We start from the raw sequence: 24,103 nt of genomic DNA, 5'->3' as shown, positions 1-24,103 counted from the left end.
TTAGTAAACAATCCTGCGCCCTGAGTATAGTCACGCTAAAATAACGCGTCTGGCTGGGAAAGAACGCCCGGATTTTCAACTGTTTACTGAACAAGTCTTTTGCCGCTGGCGACGAAGCTTTCTTCGCTGCCGCTAATACTTCCGTTACGAAAAGATTACCTGGTTTGGGGTAGGGTGATTTTGATTCAGATCAATTTAAGTCAAAGCTGACACCTTTCAGCCCCCCTTTATGGTGCTGCTGAGTCAAATTTGTTTGCTCTTACTGGCTGCCACCTGGCAGCGGCTAAATCCAGCCGTTTTTTGATCTCTGGCGTAAAGCGCTAAAGGTGTATTGATTCATCAGCATAAATAGCTGGGCCAGCATCTGGCGTCCGGGTCTGTTTTCACATACATTAGGCGCGTTTTCCCCCCTGTGGTACGGAGTAAAGTCGTGAACCCTGCGCTGTTAGATTTATCAGGCTATATAAAATTTTTTGTCGGGCTGTTTGCGCTGGTCAATCCGGTGGGAATTATTCCGGTGTTTATCAGCATGACCCGTTATCAGGGCGTGGCTGAGCGTAATAAAACCAACCTCACTGCCAACCTGGCGGTCGCCATTATTCTCTGGACGTCGCTTTTCCTGGGCGATGCAATTCTCCATGTGTTTGGCATCTCGATCGACTCTTTCCGCATTGCGGGCGGGATTCTGGTCGTCACCATTGCGATGTCGATGATCAGCGGCAAGCTGGGCGAGGATAAGCAGAACAAGCAGGAGAAGTCAGAAACGGCGATCCGTGAAAGCGTGGGGGTTGTGCCGCTGGCGTTACCACTTATGGCGGGTCCGGGTGCCATCAGCTCGACCATCGTCTGGAGTACCCGCTACCACAGCTGGCTGAACCTGCTGGGCTTCACCCTGGCGATTGCCATCTTTGCCTTCTGCTGCTGGCTGCTGTTCCGCGCCGCGCCGTTAATGGTGCGTATTCTCGGGCAGACCGGTATCAACGTGATTACCCGTATCATGGGTCTGCTGCTGATGGCGCTGGGTATTGAATTCGTTGTGACCGGCATAAAGTCTATTTTTCCCGGCCTCGTCAATTAAACGCTCACTTATTTCATGCTGTGAAGTGAATAAGTGATCCGGAATGGTGCAATAAAGCCATTTATTGCACCATTACGATGCAATTATTCGTGATGCTTAACAGCATCGCCCGATTATAAATATCATTACTGCGAGTTTGGTCACAGACTTTTTTTTGAGAAATGATGTCACTATTTTCACACAATATTCTCCTCTCTGTTTTCTTCTTTTCCTCATAATCCGCCATGTAAAAGCAGTTGAACTGAATTTCATCGCGCTGAAGCTGAATTACTCAATATAAATGCTAAAACGGGCATAATTTTTCGCTGCATTCCGCTCCGGAAAGGGGTTCCCAGCTAAATCGTCTATTTTTCATATTGATATGATATTTTCAGGACGAAAATTAACACTTCCGCTGCATGACATCTCATGATAAAAGAGAATTAGTTAACATTTTCGTTATTTTGCTTTGGCACCCCCTCACGGCTTCTGATAATTTTTGGCCCAACGTGAATTTTTTCTCCGAAAGCCCAAAGTGAGAACGCTTTTTGCTTAAGCCTATCGGGATACTTAAATAAGGTTGGCGTTTCGGATGATTGGGATGAAGAATTTGCAGCAAAAGCGGTCAACACTCGCAGGTGTTCTGTTAATGGCTTTTTCGCCGGCCTATGCCGCCACGGTTCCGTCGGGAACGACACTGGCCGCGCAACAGCAGATCGTGATTAATAACGGAAGTGAAGTCTCCTCGCTGGATCCGCATAAAACCGAAGGCGTGCCGGAATCCAATGTTATTCAAAACCTGCTGGATGGTCTGGTGAACACCGACAACAGCGGTCAGGTCGTACCTGGCGTCGCCAAAAGCTGGGAAAACCCGCAGCCCACCGTCTGGATTTTTAATCTGCGTGATGATGCGAAGTGGAGCAATGGTGAGCCGGTGACTGCCAGTGATTTCGTCTATAGCTGGCGTCGGCTGGTGGACCCGAAAACCGCATCGCCTTACTCCAGCTATCCACAGGCAGCCCATTTTGCCAATATCGATGCCATCCTTGCCGGTAAAGCGTCACCCGATCAGCTGGGCGTAAAAGCGCTGGATGCTCATCGGCTGCAGATTACCCTGAGCGAACCGGTTCCTTACCTGGTGGCGATGTTAACGCATACGGCGATGAAGCCGGTTTATGCGCCAGCCATTAAGCAGTGGGGCGACGCCTGGACCCGTCCTGGTCACTACATCGGCAACGGCGCTTATACGCTCGGCGACTGGGTGGTGAATGAAAAAATCGTTCTGAAGCGCAATCCTCAATACTGGGACAATGCACATACAGTCATTGAGCAGGGGACCTTCCTGCCGATCGCCTCTGAAAACAGTGATATCAATCGCTACCGCAGCGGCGGCACGGACATCACCAACAGTGCGGTGCCGCCGGAGATGTTTGGCAAGCTGCGCAAAGAGCTGGGCGATGAAGTGAAGGTCAGTCCGCTGCTTTGCACCTTCTACTACGAAATTAACAACAAAAAGGCGCCGTTCACCGATGCCCGGGTGCGTGCCGCGCTGAAAATGACTCTCGATCGCGAGGTGATTGCCAATAAGATCATGGCCCAGGGGCAGATTCCGGCTTATAGCCTGACACCGCCTTTCACTGCGAGCATAAAACTCACGCCGCCCGCCTGGTTCACCTGGACGCAGGCGCAGCGTAATGAAGCCGCGAAGAAGCTGCTGGCCGAGGCAGGCTTCGATGCCGCTCATCCGCTGACCTTTACGCTGCTCTATAACACCTCTGATCAGAACAAACGGCAGGCGATTGCGGCCGCGTCGATGTGGCAGAAAAACCTGGGCGCGAAAGTGACGCTACAGAATCAGGAGTGGAAAACCCTGCTGGAGACCCGTCATCAGGCTCAGTATGACGTGGTCCGTGCTACCTGGTGTGCCGATTACAATGAACCCTCTACCTTCCTGAACATGCTGATCAGTAACGCCTCCATTAACACCGCGTTTTACAGCAGCGCGACCTTTGATCGTCTGATGGCAGAGACGCTGACGGCGGGCAGTGAGGCGCAGCGCGCCGACCTGTATCAGCAGGCTGAAACACAACTCGACAAAGACTCACCAATTGTGCCAGTTTACTACCGCGTAAGTGTGCGCCTGGTAAAGCCCTGGGTTGGCGGCTTTACGGGCAAAGACCCGCAGGACATGACAGACCTGAAGTACTATTTCATCAAACAACACTGATCTGATCGCCTGTTCGGCGAGACAGTCGGGAAACGCATCAGCGTACAGACCATTTTGGGGTCAATCTCCCTGGTAACAGGCCAGGGAGCCCGGAGACGGGGGACGCCGGGGCAGAGCTTCGCCACGGTGACGATAATAAAACTGGAGTGTAATAATGAACAACATCACGAAAAAAAGCCTGATAGCAGCGGGCGTTTTCGCCGCAGTGAGTGCCCTGGCAGGGAATGCGGCTTTCGCAGCAACCGTGCCTGCGGGCGTTGAGCTGGCCGCTAAACAGGAGCTGGTTCGCGGCAATGGCGATGAAGTGCAGTCGCTCGATCCGCACAAAATCGAAGGCGTGCCGGAAGACAACGTGGCACGCGATCTTTACGAAGGTCTGCTGGTCAATGACAGCAACGGTAAACCGATCCCGGCCGTAGCAGAAAGTTACGAAAACAAAGATTTCAAAGTGTGGACTTTCCACCTGCGTAAAAATGCCAAATGGTCCAACGGCGAGCCGGTGACCGCACAGGACTTCGTCTACAGCTGGGAGCGTCTGGTCGATCCTAAAACCGCTTCACCGTACGCCAGCTATCCGCAGTATGGTCATATCCTGAACGTCGATGACATCATCGCCGGTAAAAAACCGATTACCGATCTGGGCGTCAAAGCCCTGGACGATCACACGCTGGAAGTCACCCTGAGTGAGCCGGTTCCCTATTTTGATAAGCTGCTGATTAACTCCGTGATGTCACCGGTTTATAAACCAGCGATTGAGAAGTTTGGCGATCAATGGACCCAGCCACAGAACTGGGTCGGCAACGGCGCCTTTAAACTGGACGCGCACGTAATTAACGAGCGTATCACACTGGTGCGTAACCCGAACTACTGGGACAACGAACACACCGTGCTGAACAAAGTCACCTTCCTGCCAATCAGTTCCGAAGTCAGTGACGTTAACCGTTACTTCTCCGAGAACGGCAGCGACATGACCTATAACAATCTGCCGATTGAGCTGTTTAAAAAGCTGCAGCGTGACAACGGTAAAGAGCTGCACGTCGATCCTTATCTCTGTACCTACTACTACGAAATCAACAACCAGAAAGCGCCATTCACCGATCCTCGCGTGCGCGCAGCCCTGAAGCTGGGTCTGGATCGTGACATCATGGTCAACAAAGTGCTGGCACAGGGCCAGAAGCCGGCCTACAGCTACACGCCGCCATCAACCGACGGCATGGACATTCTGCCGCCAGACTGGTTCAAATGGTCACAGGACAAACGTAATGCCGAAGCGAAAAAGCTGCTGGCTGAAGCCGGCTATACCGCCGACAAACCGCTGACCTTTAACCTGCTCTACAACACCTCCGATCTGCACAAGAAGCTGGCGATTGCCGCCTCGTCGATCTGGAAGAAAAACATCGGCGTGAACATCAAGCTGGAAAACCAGGAGTGGAAAACCTTCCTGGATACCCGTCATCAGGGTAACTTCGATGTCTCCCGCGCTGCCTGGTGTGCGGATTACAACGAACCGACTTCCTTCCTGAACACTATGCTGTCTAACAGCAGCAGTAACACCTCGCACTATAAGAGCGATGCGTTTGACAAAGTGATTCGCGACGCGATTAAGGCCCCGGATGCTAAAGCCCGCGCTGCGGATTATCAGCAGGCTGAGCAGATTATGGATAAAGACAGCACCATCGTACCGGTTTACTACTACGTGAATACGCGTCTGGTGAAACCTTATATCGGCGGTTATACCGGTAAAGATCCACTGGATAAAACGCTGGATAAAAACTTCTACATCATCAAACACTAATAGCATTCAGGCTATCAGCAGTGGCGGTGCATCTCGCGCCGCCTTTTTTACTTTTTATATGTTGTGATGCAACAGCCTGGTAGGTACGGCAATGTTAAAATTCATCCTGCGTCGCTTGCTTGAAGCGCTTCCGACGCTGTTCGTCCTGATCACCATCTCTTTCTTTATGATGCGCCTGGCACCCGGCAGCCCGTTTACCGGCGAGCGCACTCTGGCCCCGGAAGTGATGGCCAACATTGAGGCGAAATATCACCTCAACGATCCCATCGGTAAGCAGTATGTCGATTACCTGCTGCAGCTGGCGCACGGCGATTTCGGCCCTTCGTTTAAATACAAAGATTATTCGGTCAACTATCTGGTCGCGCACGCGTTCCCGGTCTCAGCCAAACTCGGCCTGGCCGCGTTCCTGCTGGCGGTGGTGCTGGGCGTCACGGCGGGCGTGATCGCCGCGCTCAAACAGAACAGTTTGTGGGACTTCGCGGTCATGGGGGTGGCAATGACCGGCGTGGTGATACCCAGTTTCGTGGTCGCACCGCTGCTGGTCCTGCTGTTCGCCATCACGCTGAAATGGCTGCCGGGCGGCGGCTGGAACGGCGGGCAGTGGAACTACATGCTGCTGCCGATGGTGGCGCTATCGCTGGCTTATATCGCCAGTATCGCGCGTATCACCCGTGGATCGATGATTGAAGTGATGCACTCCAACTTTATCCGCACCGCGCGCGCCAAAGGCTTACCGCTGCGCCGCATTGTGCTGCGTCATGCGCTGAAGCCCGCGCTGCTGCCGGTGATCTCCTACATGGGCCCGGCGTTTGTTGGCATCATCACCGGTTCGATGGTGATCGAGTCGATTTATGGTCTGCCGGGTATCGGTCAGCTGTTTGTGAACGGCGCGCTGAACCGTGACTACTCACTGGTGATGAGCCTGACCATTCTGGTCGGTTTACTGACCATTCTGTTTAACGCGATTGTTGACGTGCTCTATGCCGTTATCGATCCAAAAATTCGTTACTGATTGCGGAGTTCGCCATGATGTTAAGTAAGAAAAACAGCGAAGCTCTTGATGCGTTCAGTGAGAAGCTGGAAGTAGAAGGGCGTAGTCTCTGGCAGGACGCGCGTCGTCGTTTTATCCATAACCGGGCTGCCTCAATCAGTCTGCTGGTGCTGTTGCTGATCACTTTGTTTGTGATTTTTGCGCCAATGCTGGCGCAGTTCACCTACGACGATACCGACTGGGCCATGATGTCCTCCCCGCCTGATACCACCTCCGGCCACTGGTTCGGTACCGATTCATCGGGACGTGACCTGCTGGTACGTGTGGCGATCGGTGGCCGTATCTCACTGATGGTGGGCGTGGCGTCTGCGCTGATCGCGGTGATCGTTGGCACGCTGTACGGCTCGATTGCCGGCTATCTGGGCGGCAAAACCGACTCCGTGATGATGCGTATTCTGGAAATCCTAAACTCCTTTCCGTTTATGTTCTTCGTGATCCTGTTGGTGACCTTCTTCGGCCGCAACATCCTGCTGATTTTTGCCGCTATCGGCATGGTCTCATGGCTGGATATGGCGCGTATTGTGCGCGGCCAGACGCTGAGCCTGAAGCGCAAAGAGTTCATCGAAGCGGCGCATGTCGGTGGGGTATCAACCTGGAAAATCGTGGTGCGTCACATCGTACCGAACGTTCTGGGTGTGGTAGTGGTTTACGCCTCGCTGCTGGTGCCGAGCATGATCCTGTTTGAATCCTTCCTGAGTTTCCTGGGTCTGGGTACACAGGAGCCGCTGAGTAGCTGGGGCGCATTGCTCAGCGACGGGGCCAATTCGATGGAAGTGTCGCCGTGGCTGTTGCTCTATCCGGCAGGCTTCCTGGTAGTCACGCTGTTCTGTTTCAACTTTATCGGCGATGGCCTGCGTGATGCCCTCGACCCGAAAGATCGTTAAGGAGTTTCCCGATGACTATTCATGAATTCCAGCCAGCGATGGCGGCCCGCACGGGAAGCGAACAGCTACTTACGGTCAAAGATTTGCGCGTGACCTTTGGCACGCATGATGGGGATGTCACCGCCGTCAACGACCTGAACTTCTCGCTGCGCGCCGGTGAGACGCTGGGCATTGTCGGCGAGTCCGGTTCGGGCAAGTCGCAAACTGCCTTTGCCCTGATGGGGCTGCTGGCAAAAAATGGCCGCATTGGCGGCTCGGCGATGTTCAACGGCAAAGAGATCCTGAATCTGCCCGAAAATAAGCTTAATAAGCTGCGCGCCGAACAGATTGCTATGATCTTCCAGGACCCGATGACCTCGCTCAACCCCTATATGCGGGTGGGCGAACAGCTGATGGAAGTGCTTAAGCTGCACAAAGGGATGAACAGCGCGCAGGCGTTCGAAGAGTCCGTGAGAATGCTGGACGCGGTGAAAATGCCGGAAGCGCGCAAGCGCATGAAAATGTACCCGCATGAGTTCTCCGGCGGGATGCGTCAGCGCGTGATGATCGCCATGGCGTTGCTGTGCCGTCCTAAACTGCTGATTGCCGATGAGCCCACCACCGCGCTGGATGTCACCGTGCAGGCGCAGATTATGACGCTGCTCAACGACCTGAAGCGCGAGTTCAACACCGCCATTATCATGATTACACACGATCTCGGCGTGGTGGCAGGGATCTGCGACAAAGTGCTGGTGATGTACGCCGGACGCACCATGGAGTATGGCAGCGCCCGCGATGTCTTCTATCAGCCAGCCCATCCTTACTCGATTGGCCTGCTTAATGCGGTGCCGCGTCTGGATGCGATCGAAGGTGAAACCCTGACCACCATTCCGGGAAATCCTCCGAACCTGTTGCGTCTGCCGCAGGGCTGTCCATTCCAGCCGCGTTGTCCGCACGCGATGGATATCTGCACCCAGGCACCGCCGCTGGAACCCTTTGGCAATGGCCGTCTGCGCGCCTGCTTTAAGCCGGTGGAGGAGTTAGTATGAGCACCGTAGCTGAAAAAAGAGTGTTACTGGAAATCGCCGATCTCAAGGTGCATTTCGACATCAAAGATGGCAAGCAGTGGTTCTGGCAGCCATCAAAAACCCTGAAAGCGGTGGACGGTGTCAGCCTGCGTCTATATGAAGGGGAAACCCTGGGCGTGGTGGGCGAGTCTGGCTGCGGTAAATCGACGCTGGCACGCGCCATTATCGGTCTGGTGAAAGCGACAGAAGGTCGTGTCGCCTGGTTAGGCCGCGATCTGCTGGGTCAGAGTGAAGAAGAGTGGCGCAAAGCCCGCAGCGATATCCAGATGATATTCCAGGATCCGCTGGCGTCGCTGAACCCGCGTATGACCATCGGCGACATCATCGCAGAGCCGCTTCGCACCTATCATCCGAAAATGGCACGTCAGGAAGTCAAAGACCGCGTCAAAAATATGATGATGAAAGTGGGGCTGCTACCAAACCTGATTAACCGCTACCCACATGAATTCTCGGGTGGTCAGTGTCAGCGTATCGGTATTGCCCGCGCGCTGATTCTGGAGCCGAAGCTGATTATCTGTGATGAGCCGGTTTCCGCGCTGGACGTCTCGATTCAGGCGCAGGTGGTAAACCTGCTGCAGCAGCTGCAGCGCGAAATGGGCTTGTCACTGATCTTCATCGCGCACGATCTGGCGGTAGTGAAACACATCTCTGACCGGGTGCTGGTGATGTATCTGGGTCATGCGGTGGAGCTGGGGACCTATAAAGAGGTCTACACCAATCCACAGCATCCTTACACACGTGCGTTGATGTCTGCCGTGCCGATTCCCGATCCGGACAAGGAGAAGAACAAGCAGATTCAGCTGCTGGAAGGGGAGCTGCCGTCGCCGATCAATCCGCCCTCAGGCTGCGTGTTCCGCACCCGTTGTCCGATTGCCGGTCCGGAGTGTGCCAAAACCCGGCCGCTGCTGGAAGGCAGTTTCCACCATGCGGTCTCCTGTCTGAAAGTCGACCCGCTATAATGCAAAACGCCGGGCAATTACCCGGCGTTTTCTTATCTGATTTTACGCTTACTCACGCCACAGGATATGACAGAGCTTGTGATCTTTTTCACGGCACAGCAGCACGCGTGCAAAGACATCGGTAATCGGCTCACCGTCCGCTTCACCCAGCCCAATCACCACCTCGGCGAAGAAGTCCGGATTCAGATCGAAATCGACATGATCTTTCCAGTCTTCGGACGGATCAAACAGCTCTGCGCCACCGCGCTCTTCGAACTGCAGATTGAAGAGAATGACATCTGCCGGATCAAGATTGTCGACGGCCAGTTCGAGAAAGATATCATAGGCTTGTTCCAGCGTTTCATCTTCGGTAAGGCGATTATTTAAATCCATAGTCTGTCCTGTCGGTCTGCGGCCATTTACACAATCTGGCTCGTTTTACAGTAAAGGGCTGAAGAAGTAAAACAGCCGTTCAACGATGCGCTGCCACCACGCACGTTTTGCCCAGCGCTTGCCATCCAGCAGGCGTGAGCGGGCGATGTAGTCATCCTGTACGCAGGCGAGATCGCTGCCAAAACCGGCATCATCCACCACCAGCGTCACTTCAAAATTGAGCCATAAACTGCGCATATCGAGGTTGACGGTGCCCACCAGGCTCAGCTGTCCATCGACCAGCACGCTCTTGGTGTGCAGCAGACCATCTTCAAACTGATAGATTTTCACGCCCGCTTCCAGCATCTCACTGAAAAAGGAGCGGCTGGCCCAGCCGACCAGCAGCGAGTCATTGTGACGCGGCACGATCACGCTGACGTTAACGCCACGCTGCGCGGCGGTACAGATAGCATGCAGCAGGTCATCGCTGGGTACTAAGTAGGGCGTGGTCATGATCAGCTGTTCACGCGCTGAATAGACTGCGGTCAGCAGCGCCTGATGGATCATATCTTCCGGGAAGCCGGGACCGGAGGCGATAACCTGCACCGTGTGGCCGCTCTCCTCTTCAAACGGCATGATGTTGCGATCGGGCGGCGGCGGCAGAATGCGTTTACCGGTCTCAATCTCCCAGTCGCAGCTGAAAACGATCCCCATCGCGGTCGCCACCGGGCCTTCCATACGCGCCATCAGGTCAATCCACTGGCCCACACCTGCGCTCTGTTTAAAGAAGCGTGGATCGACCAGGTTCATGCTGCCGGTATAGGCGATGTAGTTATCGATCAGGACGATTTTGCGATGCTGACGCAGGTCCATCCGTCGCAGGAAGACACGAAGCAGGCTGACCTGCAACGCTTCTACCACATCGATTCCGGCATTACGCATCATGCCGACCCAGGGACTGCGGAAAAAGTCGACACTACCTGCTGAGTCGAGCAGCAGTCGGCAATGAACGCCACGGCGTGAGGCCGCCATCAGCGATTCGGCGACTTCATCTGCCAGACCGCCGGGATGCCAGATATAGAACACCATCTCTATGTTGTGGCGGGCCAGCTGAATATCACGAATCAGCGCCTGCATCACGTCGTCGGAACTGGTGAGCAGCTGCAGCTGGTTCCCTTTGACCCCGGCGATGCCCTGGCGATGGTAGCAAAGCTCAAACAGCGAACGAGCGACGTCGCTGTGCTCGGTGGCAAAAATTTCACGGCACTGTTTGAGATCATTGAGCCAGCGGGCGGTCGACGGCCACATAGTGCGGGCGCGCTCTGCGCGACGTTTACCCAGATGCAGTTCGCCAAACGAGAGATAAGCGATAATGCCCACCAGCGGCAGAATATAGATAACCAGCAACCAGGCCATTGCGGATGTCACGGCCCGCCGCTTCATCAGCACGCGGAGCGTAACCCCGGCAATCAGCAGCCAGTAACCAAATACCAGCAACCAGCTGATCAGGGTATAAAAAGTGGTCATAAAGTGGACATCCCGTTCGCGCTTTCGTCTGGCAAGTTTACGTGCAGATGACGGCTAACGGAACCCTTTATCCCGGACATGCTGATCCGATTTGGCATTATCGCAGAGATCTCTATAATGCCCTCGCGCAGGTCTCGCGTGAATGACGACAGAGGGGAAGTGATGAAACGAAGCAGAAATGAAGTGGCGCGCTGGAGAATGTTACGTCAGGCGCATCGCCGTCGCTCCCGCTGGCTGGAAGGGCAGTCGCGCCGTTATAAGCGTATCCACAGCATCCGCCATCAGCTGGCACAGCAGCAGCGTCGCTCAATCCTGTTTATTACGCAGATCATCTGATTGATGACGGCGACTTTCAGGCTTCAAAAAATCCTGATTCTGCTATCACCCGTCGCGCCATGGAGTGCTCCTGACGCGACGCGCCCCGGTCGCTGACTTCTCGCATCAGGCACTCCATCGCGCCGCCCAGCGCAGCCGGCCTGCGGTAACCCACCCGATCGTACCATTCATAAGACCATTTACCCGACTTACGCTGATAATAGACCGTGAGCCATGCTGAGCAATTAGCAGGGTAGCCACTCATGACTTCTATTCTGGGATCGGCTATCGCCGCAATCCGCGATAATAACGGATTGAGCAGAGTAAGGGCCTGGCCAGGATAAGTTTTATGCATAATTTGCCCGCGTCTGTGCTGTGCATCCATTCAGAGGTTCAACTCACAATCGCTAAATGTAGTCAGCTCTGCCAGATAATTCCTCCTCGAGGCTAAAAAAATGACGGGGTGAACGTTATTTAATGCAAGAGGGGACTTCAGGAGGGGGCTTTGCCGGGGTTTACATTCGGCAAATGTAAACCTGTACAACTTTATATTTTCGTAAGTGACTATTAAGTATATACTTATTAACTATAACGGTATCCCAGGCGATATTCTGAACTAAATACCTGTACATCGTGAGAATTCTTGTATAGCTTTACTGCGTCGGTCAGTCACCTAAAACACATTCCAGAGGGTCGCCCATGCAAACTAACGTTCACATTCCCGCTTCAGTCTCTGATATCACTGCTTATCTGCACAGTGCCGCACAGCCTTCACAGCAGGCTATTCTGGGTTCAGTGGTTTCCGAAATTATTCAGTCTGGTCGTACCCTTAATCGTAAAGCCATCTGCTCTAAACTGATCGGCCGTTTACAGCATGTCACCAGTCCGGAAGAAGAGCAGCATTATCATGCGCTGATTGAGCTGATTCTGGATTAAGATGCCAGTAAGTAGCAAAGAAGCCAGGACGGAGTTACTCAGCGACCTGGCATGCTAAGTTTAAAATAACGTTTTAAAAATATCACGCTGATAGATCACTAGCCTGTGAGACGTTGTGCAGACATCATCAGCGTCACGTTGACCAACTGCAGTGCTGCCGCCAGCACTATCAGCATTACAATCCACTGTTTTTTATTACGCCAGCCCTGGCTGCGCCAGAGATAGACCGCGCCGCCGATAAGTCCGGTAATAATCGCCAGTAGCCCCAGAATGATTATCTGCATCTTTCCTCTCTAAACGATCAAAACAAAAATGGCTTCTGTGCCAGGCACAGAAGCCATTTTGACTGCACTTTTTCTGTCAGAAGACGCGTTTAAACGGCTTCACTGAAACCTGTTTGTAGACGCCCGCGGCAAAGTAAGGGTCATCCTGCGCCCAGGATTGCGCGGATTCCAGTGACGGGAACTCCGCAATCACGGTTGAGCCGGTGAAGCCCGCTACGCCCGGATCGTTGCTATCCACAGCAGGCATTGGGCCTGCAATGATCAGGCGTCCCTCTTCCTGCAGCAGTTTGAGGCGCGCCAGGTGGGCAGGGCGCACGGCGTTACGTTTTTCCAGTGACTCTGCAGTATCTTCTGCATAAATGACGTAAAGCACTAAGGAACTCCTGGTTATCAGAATTTTGCAACACGTTAAGGGATTGACGATTAGAGTGCAAACGAAACCTGAAGGTGGTTAATGGCTCAGCATAAAGGGCTAAAAAGGGCTTTTCTGCAGGGGGGATGGCGGGAGTTATTGAAACTGATTGCTATTTGCATTTAAAATCGCTGCTCTATTCAATCACTGCGACTGTTATGACCACGCTGACTATGCCATTACCTAAACGCACGCCTGTCTCCATGTTGTTGTCTGTTGCTCTGCATGGGGCCGTGATTGCCGGAATTCTGTATGCGTCATTCCAGCAGGTGAGTGAGGTACCTAAAGCGTCGCAGCCTATCAGCGTAACCATGGTCGCGCCTGACGTTCAGCCCGAGCCTGCACCGGCCATCGTACAGCCGCCTGCGCCTCAGCCTGAACCACTGCCGGAACCTCAGCCGGTGCCGGAACCGCCGAAAGCGGAGCCGGTGCCGATTCCCAAACCTGTACCTAAGCCAAAACCGAAACCAAAACCTGAGCACAAGCGGGAGCAGCCAAAACGCGAGGTGAAGCCGCGTCAGGAGAGCAAGCCGCAGGCTGACCCGTTTAAGCAGGAGGCACCTGCGACACAGAGCAAACCGGCGACTGCGCCAAAAGCCACGCCGTCATCCACTGCGTCGGCATCAACGGGCCCGAAAGCCTTGAGTGTGAGCAAGCCAGGCTATCCGCAGCGCGCTTTTGCATTACGCATAGAGGGCCGGGTGCGGGTGAAGTTTGATGTGGATAGTGACGGACGGGTAGATAACATCCAGATCCTCTCTGCCCAGCCGAGCAATATGTTTGAGCGCGAAGTAAAGCAGGCGATGAAAAAGTGGCGCTACCAGAGTGGACAGCCAGGACAGGGGCTGACGATGAATATCGTGTTTAAGATCAATGGCGGTGCCAGCCTTGAATAAGCCACAGGGTCAGGCAGAAGCCGCCTGACCCGTTACTTATTCGGTATGTTGCTGATTGGCGCGCCCGGCGGGAAGAGGACGTGAATTGCCCTCATTGTCGACCGCTACGTAGATAAAGACTGCTTCAGTCGCACAGTAGGTCTGTCCAATCGGCTCAGACGACACTTTTTTGATCCACACTTCCACGTTAATCGTCATGGAACTGTTGCCGGTACGGAGACAGCTCGCATGACAGCTCACCACATCACCCACTGCGACCGGCTTCATGAATGACATGCCGTCGACGCGCACCGTGACTACGCGTCCTTCAGCGATCTCTTTCGCCAGGATAGCGCCGCCCATATCCATCTGTGACATCAGCCAGCCACCAAAAATATCGCCATTGGCGTTGGTATCAGCTGGCATGGCGAGCGTACGCAGCACCATTTCGCCTTGCGGCAGTTTATGTTTTTCGCCCATTGCTTCCACTTTTTATGCAGGTGAATGCTAAAAAAATGCCCGGCGAGCCGGGCAGATGATTATTTTTGTTCCTGCTGCGGCATCTGTCGCCAGATGTAAAGCCCGCTGAGCAGGGTAAACAGTAAGGTCAGACCGGAGAGACCGAACACTTTAAAGTTAACCCAAAACGCCTGAGATAACCAAAATGCAACATAGATGTTGACCAGGCCGCAGATCAGGAAGAACAGCGCCCAGGCGACGTTGAGCCTGCGCCAGACTGAGTCGGGCAGCTGCAGCTCTTTGCCAAGCATGCGCTGAATCAACGTCTGCTGCATGAAAAACTGGCTGTAGAGCAGGGCGGCGGCAAACAGGCTATAGATCACTGTGACTTTCCACTTAATGAACTCATCGTTGTGGAACACCAGCGTCAGGGTGCCAAAAACGGCAACCAGCACAAAGGTGAAAATCGTCATCTTTTCCAGCTTGCGATAGAGCACCCAGCTGACAACCAGCGCCAGGCCGGTCGCGACAATCAGTGCGCCCGAGGCGACAAAAATGTCATACAGCTTGTAGAAAATGAAAAAGACCACCAGGGGGAGAAAGTCGAGTAGCTGCTTCATAGTTTTTCCATTCAGAGTTGGCTGCAAATGTGCCCGGAGGCACACCGTCAATCAACGTAACAGCATATAGAGCCGATAGAGATAGATAATCAACATCGCTGAAACCACATTGCCAGCCGCAGTGAAAATCACCGAAGAAACATTTAGCGGTAATACTGTCAGCGATGAGAAGAACAGCATCACTATCACTTTAGCCAGCAGCCAGAGCAGAATAGCGGGGGCAATCAGCCTCACATTCTTCCACGCCATTCGCATGCTGGCACGCATCGCGGCAAAGACGCCCATCTTCTCACTGGCGACCATCACCGGTGCCAGCGACAGCAGCATCGTCAGGAGAATGCCTGGCACCACCAACACCATAAAGCCCAGTTGCGCCACCAGCGTCATCAGGAAGGTGAGCAGCAGCAGTTTTGGCAGCAGCGGCGCTGACGCACCAATCGCTCGCAGCGCACTGATACGCTGGCCGGAAGAGACCATCGGAATCAGATAGAGCATTCCGCCAAGCAGCAGCGTATTCCCCATCAGCGCCGCAAAGGTGCTGGCCGCCGAGGCGCGCAGCAGCACCTGCTGCTGTTCCGGTGACATATTCTGCACCATCTCAAATAACGAACTGGCACTGTCGTCGCCCTGTTGCAGGATGGCCATCTGATCGGCGCCGGGTGTCAGCACATGCACCAGCATGACGGTGACAAAAGCGGCTAGCAGCGACATCAGCAGCACTGTAGAAAGTTGATGGCGCGCAAAATTTCCTGTGTCACGGTATAACGAGCTTGCCGTGATAGACATGTACTCTCCTTGAAGGAACCGGGTTAATTAACCCGGCGATTGTACATGTTCTGGCAGCTCCGGGGCACCCGGCAGGGCATAACTTTCTGTAATATGAGGTAAAGAGGGATCAAAAAGGGCAGGAAGACCATAACGCGCGCGGGCACGATCGCAGGCTTCATTATGGATACCCGCTTCACCGGACAGCGTAAACTCCCGACAGGGTGACGGACGCTGTTCATAGATACCGCAGGAGACACAGCCGCCAACTTCGCCCTGCAGTGCAACGCAGCGGGGCGCTGCACTGTTAGTGCCACGCATATTGCGCATTAACAGGCTGAGCGGCTCGGTTAATTCGGTCGGCACCGGGCCGCCCGCATCATCGGCTTCAGCCCAGTAAAATGAGACGCGGAAATGGGCGCAGCAGGCGCCACAACTGACACAAGGGTTAGATATCTCACTCATTTGATCACCCGCCCCTCCCAGGGCATCGAACCAAAATCAACAATGAAGATAAGCAACATAGAGCTGGCAAAATTATTCAGCAAGGGGAATTTTGCTGCGACAGCATGAGCCGAAATTGATCTAAATCAATTCATTGTTTTATAGGCACTTTATCTGAAGGGTACAGAGTGCAATTTTCTGTAAATCACGTTAAATAATTGCCAGCAAAAAAGCGATGACGTTCGCGACTTTAACATTATGCAAAGGAGTGATGATGAAACTGGCAAAATGCGCGATGCTGCTGGCTCTGGCTTTGCCCCAACTGGCAATGGCCCACGAAGCGGGCGACTTCTTTATGCGGGCTGGCAGTGCCACCGTCCGTCCTACCGAAGGTTCCGATAATGTGCTGGGGATGGGCGAGTTCAGCGCCTCCAACGACACGCAACTGGGTCTGACCTTCACCTATATGGCAACGGACAACATTGGTGTCGAGTTACTGGCGGCCACGCCATTCCGTCATAAAGTAGGCCTCGGCCCAACCGGCACACTGGCCACCGTGCGCCAGTTACCGCCAACCCTGATGGCGCAGTACTACTTCTTTGACAGCAAGAGCAAAGCGCGTCCTTACATCGGCGTGGGTATCAACTACACCACCTTTTACGATGCCGATTTCAACCAGACGGGCCGCGATGCGGGCCTGACCGATCTCAGCGTCAAAGATTCCTGGGGTGTGGCGGGTCAGGTCGGTCTGGATTACCAGATCAACCGCGACTGGATGCTGAATGCGTCGGTGTGGTACATGGATATTGATACGGAAGTGAAGTTCAAAGCGGGTGGTGAACAGCAGAACATCAACATGCGCATCGATCCGTGGGTCTTCTTCTTCGGTGCGGGTTACCGCTTCTGATGAGAAAAAGGCCGCTGAATAAGCGGCCTTTTTTTGTCTGTTACGACGTTATTTGATCTGCATATTGTTGACGACTGCCTTCACGCCTGGCACGCTGCGCGTAACCTGAACGGCACGATTAGCCATTTGTGGTGATGAAACAAAGCCGCTCAGCTGAACTTTACCTTTGAAGGTTTCTACGTTGATTTCAGTTGATTTCAGCGATTCATCTTTCAGCAGCTCACCTTTAACTTTTGTGGTCACCACGGTGTCATCAATATAGCCACCGGTTCCCTCTTTGGTTGCGGTTGGCGCACAGGCGCTCAGTGTCAGCGCAACAACGCCCGCCAGTACAGCACCTGTCAGCAGTTTAACGAATTTCATTGCTTTCTCTCCCTGTCACAAATTGGATGCGACGTTACCGTAACGGCGCATTGTCATTGTGGTGCAGATTTTGCAAAAAGGGCAAATAGCGGAATGAAAAAAAAGGAAACAAATCATGCCTTATCGCGTGATAAGGCATGATGGCAGAATTAACGGCTGGCGGCTTTGAGACGGCTGACAAAACTCTTCAGTTCGCTCAGCATTACTTCAGGTTCTGCATGGTGCTTTTCAATGATTCTGACAATGGCAGAACCGGAGATAGCTCCCGCGGCACCGGAAGCGATCGCTTCTTTGACCTGTTCAGGCTCTGAGATCCCAAAGCCCTGCAGCGGCGGCGCGGCGTGGTATTCACGCAGCTTGTCGATCAGATGCTTCAGCGGCAGGCTGGCGCGGTTTTCAGCACCGGTAACGCCCGCGCGTGACAGGAGGTAGGTGTAACCGCGGCCGTGCGACGCAATCTCACGCAGCAGTTCATCGCTGGCGTTAGGTGGACAGATAAAGATAGGCGCCACGCCATGGCGCAGAGCCGCCTGACGGAAAGGCGCAGACTCTTCAACCGGCACATCCGCCACCAGCACTGAATCAACACCGGCTTCTGCACAACGGGCATAGAACTCATCCACGCCGTTAGTGAAGACCAGGTTGGCGTACATCAGCAAACCAATCGGCAGCTCCGGGTATTTACGGCGGATAGTCGCCAGCATCTCAAAACACTGGCTGGTGTTGGTGCCCGCCGCAAAGGCACGCAACGTCGCGTTCTGAATGGTCGGGCCATCCGCCAGCGGATCGGAGAAGGGAATACCCAGCTCCAGCGCATCGGCGCCACCGTCAACCAGCGCATCAATCACACGCAGTGAAAGCTCAGGGGAAGGATCGCCCAGCGTAACAAAAGGAACGAAAGCGCCTTCGTTATTCGCTGACAGACGGGTAAAAAGTTGATTGTAACGTTCCATCAGATTTCTCCCTGCGCTGTCAAAATGTCATGAACGGTGAAAATATCTTTGTCGCCACGGCCAGATAGGTTGACCACAATCAGTTGCTCTTTTTCCGGCTCAGCGTGAATCATCTTCATGGCGTGTGCCAGGGCGTGAGACGACTCCAGCGCCGGAATAATCCCCTCCGCACGGCACAGGAGTTTAAAGGCATCCATTGCTTCGTTATCGGTAATGGAGACATACTCCGCACGACCGATGCTGTTGAGGTGCGCATGCTGCGGACCCACCGATGGGAAGTCGAGACCAGCAGAGATTGAGTAAGACTCCTCAATCTGGCCATCATGGGTCTGCATCATCGGCGATTTCATACCGAAGTAGATGCCAACGCGACCGTGCTTGAGCGGTGCGCCATGCTCGCCGGTTTCAATGCCATGGCCCGCAGGCTCTACGCCGATCAGCTTCACGCTGGCCTCATCGATAAAGTCGGCAAACATCCCGATGGCGTTGGAGCCTCCCCCCACACAGGCGAGGATTGCGTCGGGCAGGCGTCCCTCTCTTTCCAGAATCTGCTTTTTAGTCTCTTCGCCGATCATGCGCTGGAACTCACGGACAATAGTCGGGAAGGGATGCGGACCCGCCGCGGTGCCGAGCATGTAGTGCGAGGTCTCGTAGCTGCCAGACCAGTCGCGCAGCGCTTCGTTACAGGCATCTTTCAGCGTGGCGGAGCCGCTGTGAACCGGGATCACTTCTGCGCCCATCAGACGCATACGGAACACGTTAGGTGACTGACGCTCGACATCTTTCGCGCCCATATAGATGCGGCATTTCATGCCCAACAGCGCACAGGCCAGCGCGGAAGCCACGCCGTGCTGACCGGCACCGGTTTCGGCAATGATTTCGTTTTTGCCCATGCGTTTGGCTAACAGCGCCTGACCCAGTACCTGGTTGGTTTTGTGCGCGCCTCCATGCAGCAGATCTTCACGCTTCAGGTAGAGGCGGGTTTTCGTGCCTTTTGTCAGATTTTTGCACAGAGTCAGGGCAGTAGGACGACCCGCGTAGTTCTTCAGCAGGTCGGTAAATTCGGCCTGAAATTCAGGATCTTTCTGGGCGTCGACAAACGCCTGTTCCAGCTGGCGCAGGGCTGGCATCAGGATCTGCGGAACATACATTCCGCCAAATTCGCCAAAGTAGGGATTGAGTAACGTCATTTTTTATCTTCCTTTCTCGGGCCCGCCGTTGAGCAGGCCAGGCAAATCAGTAGGCACGCAGTGTCTGAAACACAGCGGCAATTTTACGGGCATCTTTGATGCCAGGCGCGCTTTCCACGCCAGAGTTGAAGTCCAGTCCGGCACAGCCTAGCTGCGCGGCTTCTACACAGTTATCTGCGCTCAGGCCACCGGCCAGCAGCACATTGTTCAGGTTCTGACCCTGTAACAGCGACCAGTCGAAACGCTGTCCGGTGCCGCCATCGCCATTATCAAACACATAACGGTCAACATGTGGCCAGTCGCGCGCCGGTAAGGCACCTTCAATGCGCAGCGCCTTCCAGATTTGGATCTCTGCTGGCAGTGCCTCGCGCAGTTCAGCCACAAATTCCGGTGTCTCACTGCCATGCAGCTGCACGGCTGACAGTGAAAGTTCGGTGGCCAGCGTGACAACGTCACTGATAGAGTTATTGCGGAATACGCCGACGAAGCGCAGCGGTGCGGCGGCGATCACGATTTGCGCCGTGGCTGTGTCAATCAGGCGCGGTGAACCTTCAGCGAAGATCAGCCCGCCGTAAATTGCGCCGGCTTCATAGGCGGCACGCGCATCTTCGGCACGGGTTAAGCCGCACACTTTATTGCTGCCCAGCGTGACACGACGCACCGCGCCTGTCAGGTCCGCTTCTTCCATCAGGGCAGAGCCGATCAGGAAGCCATTCGCGAAGTGGCTCAGCTCGCGGATATCAGCATAGCTGTTAATACCCGATTCGCTGATCACCGTAACGCCGTGCGACAGGCGTGGCGCCAGCTGGCGGGTACGGTTGAGATCGATAGAGAGGTCACGCAGATCGCGGTTGTTAATCCCAACGACTCTGGCCTGCAGCGCGATAGCCCGCTCAAGTTCCTCTTCGTTACTCACTTCCGTCAGAATGCCCATCTTCAGGCTGTGTGCCACGGCGGCCAGCTGACGATACTGCTCATCATCCAGCACCGACAGCATCAGCAGGATCGCATCCGCCTGGTAGTAACGGGCCAGATAGATCTGATAAGGGTCGATGATAAAATCTTTGCACAGCACCGGCTGGGTGATAGCGGCGCTGACAATCGGCAGAAAGGCGAAGTCGCCCTGAAAATATTTCTCATCGGTCAGCACGGACACCGCGGAAGCGTAATGGCGGTAAACCCCGGCAATGGCGGCTGGATCGAAATCCTCGCGAATCACGCCCTTAGACGGCGACGCCTTTTTACACTCCAGGATAAACGCGGTTCTTGCACCCTGCAGCGCGTCGTAAAAATGACGGCGGGCAGGTTCAATGCTGTTCTGAAAGGTGGAGAGAGGCTGCTGCTGCTGACGGGCTTCAACCCAAATCGCTTTGTCCTGAACAATTTTTTCTAACACGGTGCCTTTCATGATTATCCTCTTGCTGCCAGTGCGACTACACGCTCATAAGCCTGTCCGCTGCGGATGGCGTTAAGCGCCTGCTGTGCGTTTTCACGCAGATCTTCCTGACCGAACACTTTAAGCAACATCGCCACGTTGACGGCGACCGCCTCTTCATGGGCCTGCTGGCCATTACCCTGGAGTAAAGCCGTCAGAATGTCACGATTTTCTTCCGGCGTGCCGCCCGCCAGCGCTTCTTTGGGATGGAAGCCAAAACCAAAGTCTTCTGGCGAGAGTTGATAGCGGGTAATTTCCCCCTCACGCAGCTCAGCCACATGGGTCACATCGTGCAGCGCCACTTCATCCATGCCGCCACCGTGAACGACCGCCGCACGCTGATAACCCAGCACTTTCAGGGTCTGCGCAATCGGCATCACCAGCTCCGGGCTGTAGACGCCAATCACCGCCAGCGGAGGACGCGCCGGGTTGATCAGCGGACCTAACACATTAAACAGCGTGCGGGTCTTCAACTGCTGGCGAACCGGCATCGCGTGGCGAAAGCCGGTGTGATACTGCGGCGCAAACAGGAAGCAGACGTTCAGATCGTCCAGCGCCTGGCGCGCGCGGTCAGCGGGCATATCAAGATTGATACCAAAAGCGGCCAGCAGATCCGACGAACCCGATTTACTGGAGACGCTGCGGTTGCCGTGCTTCGCCACTTTCAGACCGCAGGTCGCGGCCACAAAGGCGCTGGCCGTCGAGATATTAATGCTGTTACTGCCATCTCCGCCGGTGCCCACGATGTCGGCAAAAGCGTAATCAGGGCGGGGAAACGGCTTAGCATCTTCCAGCAGCGCCGTAGCGGCTCCGGCGATCTCTTCCGGCGTTTCACCGCGTACTTTCATGGCGACCAGCGCGGCAGCGAGCTGCGTTGGCTCCAGCTGTCCGGTAATAATGGCGCTGAACAGCTGATGACTCTCAGCCTGATTCAGCGTCTGCGCCTGGTAAAGTTTTTCCAGTATCTGTTGCATCATTATTCTCCCTGTTACTTCGCCAGCGCCCAGGCCAGCGTCTGCTCAAGCAGACGCGCGCCCTGAGAAGTCAAAATTGATTCAGGATGGAACTGAAACCCGCAGACGCGATCGGTTTCATGTCGAACGGCCATTACCATCCCGTTGTAACTGGCGTTGACTGTCAGCTCATCCGGCGTGTTGCTGCCTACCAGCGAGTGATAGCGCGCCACAGGCAGTGGATTGCTCAGGCCGGTAAACATCGCCTCGCCGTCATGGACGATAGATGAGGCTTTGCCGTGCAGGATCTCGCCTGCCTGACCCACATGGCCGCCATAGGCTTCCACAATTGCCTGATGTCCCAGGCAGATGCCGATAATCGGCAGACGGCCGCGCAGCACCCGCAGCAACTCCGGCATACAACCAGCATCTTTTGGCGCGCCTGGGCCAGGGGAGAGCATCAGCACCGGGTTTTCCATCCGCTGCAGCTGTTCAATTAACAGTTCTGCAGGCAGGTTGTTGCGGTAGATCACCACGTTGTGACCAAAGGTCCGCAGCTGATCAACCAGGTTGTAGGTAAAAGAGTCGATGTTATCGAGCAGCAGAATATCAGCCATCAGAAGATCTCCTTGCAGTGATGGGCAGTCGCGATAGCGCGCAGAACGGCGCGGGCTTTATTGCGGCTTTCATCCGCTTCAGCCTGCGGATTTGAATCCAGCACCACACCGGCGCCCGCCTGAACGGTGGCGACACCATCTTCGACATAGGCCGAACGAATAACGATACAGGTATCGAGATCGCCCTGAGCAGTGAAGTAACCCACCGCGCCGCCGTAGCTGCCGCGACGGGTGCGTTCAGCACCGGCGATCAGCTGCATGGCACGAACTTTTGGCGCGCCGCTCAGCGTGCCCATGTTCATACAGGCGCGATACGCGTGCAGAACATCGAGGTCGGCGCGCAGCGTGCCCACCACGCGGGAAACCAGATGCATTACAAACGAGTAGCGGTCGACTTTGGTCAGGTCAGCCACATAACGGCTGCCGGGCACGCAGATACGCGCCAGATCGTTACGCGCCAGATCCACCAGCATCAGATGCTCAGCCAGCTCTTTATGGTCGGTGCGCATCTCCAGCTCAATGCGGCTGTCGAGATCGCGGTCCAGTGATCCATCGGCATGGCGGCCACGCGGGCGGGTACCGGCAATTGGGTAGATCTCAATCTGACGTGAAGTCGCGTCATACTTCAGCGAGCTTTCAGGCGACGCGCCAAACAGCGAGAAATCCTGATCCTGCATAAAGAACATGTACGGGCTTGGGTTGCTGTTTTTCAGCGTGTCGTAGGCGGCCAGCGGTGACGGGCACGGCAGCGAGAAGCGGCGCGAGGGCACGACCTGGAAAATTTCGCCGATGCGAATCGCCTGCTGCATGGTGCGAACCACGTCGCAATACTCTTCATCACTCTGGCTGGTGGTCAGCGTCATCTGTTCAACTGACTGGACCGGCAGAGCGGGCGCTGGCTGCAGCATCTGACCATGCAACTGTTCGATGCGGCGTTGCAGGCGCTGGAACTCACTGGTGGACGGGCAGAACAGGCTGGCCTGCAGACGCGCACTGCGGGTCTGGTGATCGATCACCAGTAAAGTCTCTGCCAGGTAAAAACAGTAGTCGGGACAACGCTGCTGATTATCCAGCTCCGGCAGGGTTTCAAAACCGGCCACCAGATCGTAAGCAAACAGGCCACCCAGCAGCACGGCTTCGCGCTCGTCGGCAGAGGAGTTAACCAGCTGTGGAATCAGACGCAATGCATCAAACACCGACAGTGCCTTAAGGCGGGAATCTTCGTCCTGCTGATGGTCGGTGCTCTGCGGGAAAGTCAGCTCGCGTCCATCGGGACGGACCTGATTGATGACGGAGGCAGGCAGAGCCTCATCCAGCAGCGGCAGCACGGCGCGGCCATTTTCTGACAGCGCCTGAACGGTAACCGTATTACCCATGGCGCTGATACGCAGCGCACTGTCGACAATCAGCAGACTTTTTAAATTGCGCTTGCTGTCGATGTCAGCAGATTCGAGCAGCAGGGTTGCCGGACGTGCGCCGCACAGCTGATGAAACACTGCGGCCGGATCTTCGCGGTAGGGCGCGTTGCCGGTAATCAACTTCACTGTAGGTTTCGCATTTGGCATGATGATTTCTCTGAATTTCGCTCAAAAAAAAGCCCGCTCGGTGGCGGGCTCAGGTATTAGCACAGCGTTTACGCAAAGTGTGCACGACCCAG

The 24,103-nt window shown here is 54.8% G+C and carries 25 protein-coding genes, 1 pseudogene and 1 other annotated feature (1 of these 27 cut by a window edge); of the genes and pseudogenes, 11 read left to right on the top strand and 15 right to left on the bottom strand.

The features are described from left to right. The first annotated feature begins 430 nt into the window (after positions 1-430). The 7 genes from AC2LB6_RS04005 to oppF all read left to right on the top strand — a co-directional run bounded on the left by AC2LB6_RS04005 (position 431) and on the right by oppF (position 9,040). Positions 431-1,078, top strand: a complete 648-nt coding sequence (locus AC2LB6_RS04005; protein ID WP_090960502.1) for a YchE family NAAT transporter — start codon at positions 431-433, stop codon at positions 1,076-1,078. A gap of 580 nt (positions 1,079-1,658) precedes the next feature. Beyond that, entirely contained in the window at positions 1,659-3,284 is a 1,626-nt protein-coding gene (locus AC2LB6_RS04000) for an ABC transporter substrate-binding protein (RefSeq protein WP_490092543.1), read from the top strand. 154 nt (positions 3,285-3,438) lie between these two features. After that, positions 3,439-5,079: an oligopeptide ABC transporter substrate-binding protein OppA gene (gene oppA / locus AC2LB6_RS03995; protein ID WP_490092542.1), complete on the top strand. Its 1,641-nt coding sequence runs from the start codon at positions 3,439-3,441 to the stop codon at positions 5,077-5,079. Positions 5,080-5,170: 91 nt separating this feature from the next. Further along, the gene (gene oppB, locus AC2LB6_RS03990; protein ID WP_090960510.1) at positions 5,171-6,091 is read left to right on the top strand and encodes an oligopeptide ABC transporter permease OppB; all 921 of its coding nucleotides are present in this window, start codon (positions 5,171-5,173) and stop codon (positions 6,089-6,091) included. A 14-nt stretch (positions 6,092-6,105) separates the two neighbouring features. Further along, positions 6,106-7,014, top strand: coding sequence for an oligopeptide ABC transporter permease OppC (gene oppC / locus AC2LB6_RS03985; protein ID WP_090960513.1), 909 nt, complete (start codon positions 6,106-6,108; stop codon positions 7,012-7,014). 11 nt (positions 7,015-7,025) lie between these two features. After that, positions 7,026-8,042: an ABC transporter ATP-binding protein gene (locus AC2LB6_RS03980; protein WP_490092541.1), complete on the top strand. Its 1,017-nt coding sequence runs from the start codon at positions 7,026-7,028 to the stop codon at positions 8,040-8,042. Then, positions 8,039-9,040 carry a murein tripeptide/oligopeptide ABC transporter ATP binding protein OppF gene (oppF, locus tag AC2LB6_RS03975; RefSeq protein WP_090960519.1) on the top strand — a complete coding sequence of 334 codons (1,002 nt, stop codon included), beginning with the start codon at positions 8,039-8,041 and terminating at the stop codon, positions 9,038-9,040. The genes AC2LB6_RS03980 and oppF overlap by 4 nt, the downstream gene beginning before the upstream one ends. 48 nt (positions 9,041-9,088) lie before the next feature. Here oppF and AC2LB6_RS03970 read toward each other — a convergent pair whose 3' ends face one another. Both AC2LB6_RS03970 and cls read right to left on the bottom strand, forming a co-directional pair. Further along, positions 9,089-9,412, bottom strand: a complete 324-nt coding sequence (locus AC2LB6_RS03970; protein ID WP_003853921.1) for an HI1450 family dsDNA-mimic protein — start codon at positions 9,410-9,412, stop codon at positions 9,089-9,091. 45 nt (positions 9,413-9,457) lie between these two features. Next, positions 9,458-10,918 carry a cardiolipin synthase gene (cls, locus tag AC2LB6_RS03965; protein WP_490092540.1) on the bottom strand — a complete coding sequence of 487 codons (1,461 nt, stop codon included), beginning with the start codon at positions 10,916-10,918 and terminating at the stop codon, positions 9,458-9,460. 162 nt (positions 10,919-11,080) lie between these two features. On the opposite strand from cls, the gene AC2LB6_RS03960 reads away from it, so the two are divergent. Continuing rightward, positions 11,081-11,254, top strand: coding sequence for a YciY family protein (locus AC2LB6_RS03960; protein ID WP_090960525.1), 174 nt, complete (start codon positions 11,081-11,083; stop codon positions 11,252-11,254). Between the two features lie 16 nt (positions 11,255-11,270). On the opposite strand, the gene AC2LB6_RS03955 is transcribed toward AC2LB6_RS03960, so the two are convergent. Beyond that, positions 11,271-11,588, bottom strand: a complete 318-nt coding sequence (locus AC2LB6_RS03955) for a hypothetical protein (RefSeq protein ID WP_490092539.1) — start codon at positions 11,586-11,588, stop codon at positions 11,271-11,273. A gap of 344 nt (positions 11,589-11,932) precedes the next feature. On the opposite strand from AC2LB6_RS03955, the gene ycgZ reads away from it, so the two are divergent. Further along, entirely contained in the window at positions 11,933-12,169 is a 237-nt protein-coding gene (ycgZ, locus tag AC2LB6_RS03950; protein ID WP_090960532.1) for a regulatory protein YcgZ, read from the top strand. 98 nt (positions 12,170-12,267) lie between these two features. Here ycgZ and AC2LB6_RS03945 read toward each other — a convergent pair whose 3' ends face one another. Together AC2LB6_RS03945 and AC2LB6_RS03940 are read right to left on the bottom strand one after the other, a co-directional pair. Next, entirely contained in the window at positions 12,268-12,453 is a 186-nt protein-coding gene (locus AC2LB6_RS03945) for a hypothetical protein (RefSeq protein WP_490092538.1), read from the bottom strand. A 76-nt stretch (positions 12,454-12,529) separates the two neighbouring features. Further along, entirely contained in the window at positions 12,530-12,826 is a 297-nt protein-coding gene (locus tag AC2LB6_RS03940; protein WP_090960540.1) for a YciI family protein, read from the bottom strand. Between the two features lie 197 nt (positions 12,827-13,023). On the opposite strand from AC2LB6_RS03940, the gene tonB reads away from it, so the two are divergent. Then, entirely contained in the window at positions 13,024-13,761 is a 738-nt protein-coding gene (gene tonB / locus AC2LB6_RS03935) for a TonB system transport protein TonB (RefSeq protein ID WP_490092537.1), read from the top strand. A 36-nt stretch (positions 13,762-13,797) separates the two neighbouring features. On the opposite strand, the gene yciA is transcribed toward tonB, so the two are convergent. From yciA to AC2LB6_RS03915, 4 genes are read right to left on the bottom strand one after another with little or no spacing between them, the layout of a single operon-like run. Further along, entirely contained in the window at positions 13,798-14,220 is a 423-nt protein-coding gene (gene yciA, locus AC2LB6_RS03930; RefSeq protein WP_315311132.1) for an acyl-CoA thioester hydrolase YciA, read from the bottom strand. 59 nt (positions 14,221-14,279) lie between these two features. Continuing rightward, complete coding sequence (locus AC2LB6_RS03925) at positions 14,280-14,819, bottom strand: septation protein A (RefSeq protein ID WP_490092536.1); 540 nt, start codon at positions 14,817-14,819, stop codon at positions 14,280-14,282. A gap of 51 nt (positions 14,820-14,870) precedes the next feature. Beyond that, positions 14,871-15,605: a YciC family protein gene (locus AC2LB6_RS03920; RefSeq protein ID WP_490092535.1), complete on the bottom strand. Its 735-nt coding sequence runs from the start codon at positions 15,603-15,605 to the stop codon at positions 14,871-14,873. 27 nt (positions 15,606-15,632) lie between these two features. Next, positions 15,633-16,049, bottom strand: a complete 417-nt coding sequence (locus AC2LB6_RS03915) for a YkgJ family cysteine cluster protein (protein ID WP_490092534.1) — start codon at positions 16,047-16,049, stop codon at positions 15,633-15,635. Between the two features lie 250 nt (positions 16,050-16,299). On the opposite strand from AC2LB6_RS03915, the gene ompW reads away from it, so the two are divergent. Beyond that, entirely contained in the window at positions 16,300-16,935 is a 636-nt protein-coding gene (gene ompW / locus AC2LB6_RS03910) for an outer membrane protein OmpW (protein ID WP_175501398.1), read from the top strand. Positions 16,936-16,983: 48 nt separating this feature from the next. On the opposite strand, the gene AC2LB6_RS03905 is transcribed toward ompW, so the two are convergent. The 6 genes and pseudogenes from AC2LB6_RS03905 to AC2LB6_RS03880 all read right to left on the bottom strand — a co-directional run bounded on the left by AC2LB6_RS03905 (position 16,984) and on the right by AC2LB6_RS03880 (position 24,011). Further along, positions 16,984-17,298: a BON domain-containing protein gene (locus AC2LB6_RS03905; RefSeq protein WP_090960557.1), complete on the bottom strand. Its 315-nt coding sequence runs from the start codon at positions 17,296-17,298 to the stop codon at positions 16,984-16,986. Positions 17,299-17,447: 149 nt separating this feature from the next. Further along, entirely contained in the window at positions 17,448-18,251 is an 804-nt protein-coding gene (trpA, locus tag AC2LB6_RS03900; RefSeq protein WP_490092533.1) for a tryptophan synthase subunit alpha, read from the bottom strand. After that, positions 18,251-19,441 (bottom strand): tryptophan synthase subunit beta, encoded by a 1,191-nt coding sequence (gene trpB, locus AC2LB6_RS03895; RefSeq protein WP_490092532.1) that lies wholly within the window; start codon positions 19,439-19,441, stop codon positions 18,251-18,253. The genes trpA and trpB overlap by 1 nt, the downstream gene beginning before the upstream one ends. A 46-nt stretch (positions 19,442-19,487) precedes the next feature. Then, the gene (trpCF, locus tag AC2LB6_RS03890) at positions 19,488-20,849 is read right to left on the bottom strand and encodes a bifunctional indole-3-glycerol-phosphate synthase TrpC/phosphoribosylanthranilate isomerase TrpF (RefSeq protein ID WP_490092531.1); all 1,362 of its coding nucleotides are present in this window, start codon (positions 20,847-20,849) and stop codon (positions 19,488-19,490) included. Between the two features lie 2 nt (positions 20,850-20,851). After that, positions 20,852-22,446: pseudogene (gene trpD, locus AC2LB6_RS03885) on the bottom strand (bifunctional anthranilate synthase glutamate amidotransferase component TrpG/anthranilate phosphoribosyltransferase TrpD). Further along, positions 22,446-24,011 (bottom strand): anthranilate synthase component 1, encoded by a 1,566-nt coding sequence (locus tag AC2LB6_RS03880; RefSeq protein WP_490092530.1) that lies wholly within the window; start codon positions 24,009-24,011, stop codon positions 22,446-22,448. Before AC2LB6_RS03880 ends, trpD begins: the two are co-directional and overlap by 1 nt. Positions 24,012-24,034: 23 nt before the next feature. Beyond that, positions 24,035-24,103 (bottom strand) — a sequence feature (Trp leader region) (it continues 33 nt past the right edge of the window).

The organism is Pantoea sp. RCC30.1 (assembly GCF_058148845.1).
The sequence above is the reverse complement of the archived record's forward strand: the minus strand, read 5'-3'. Positions and strand labels throughout refer to the sequence as shown.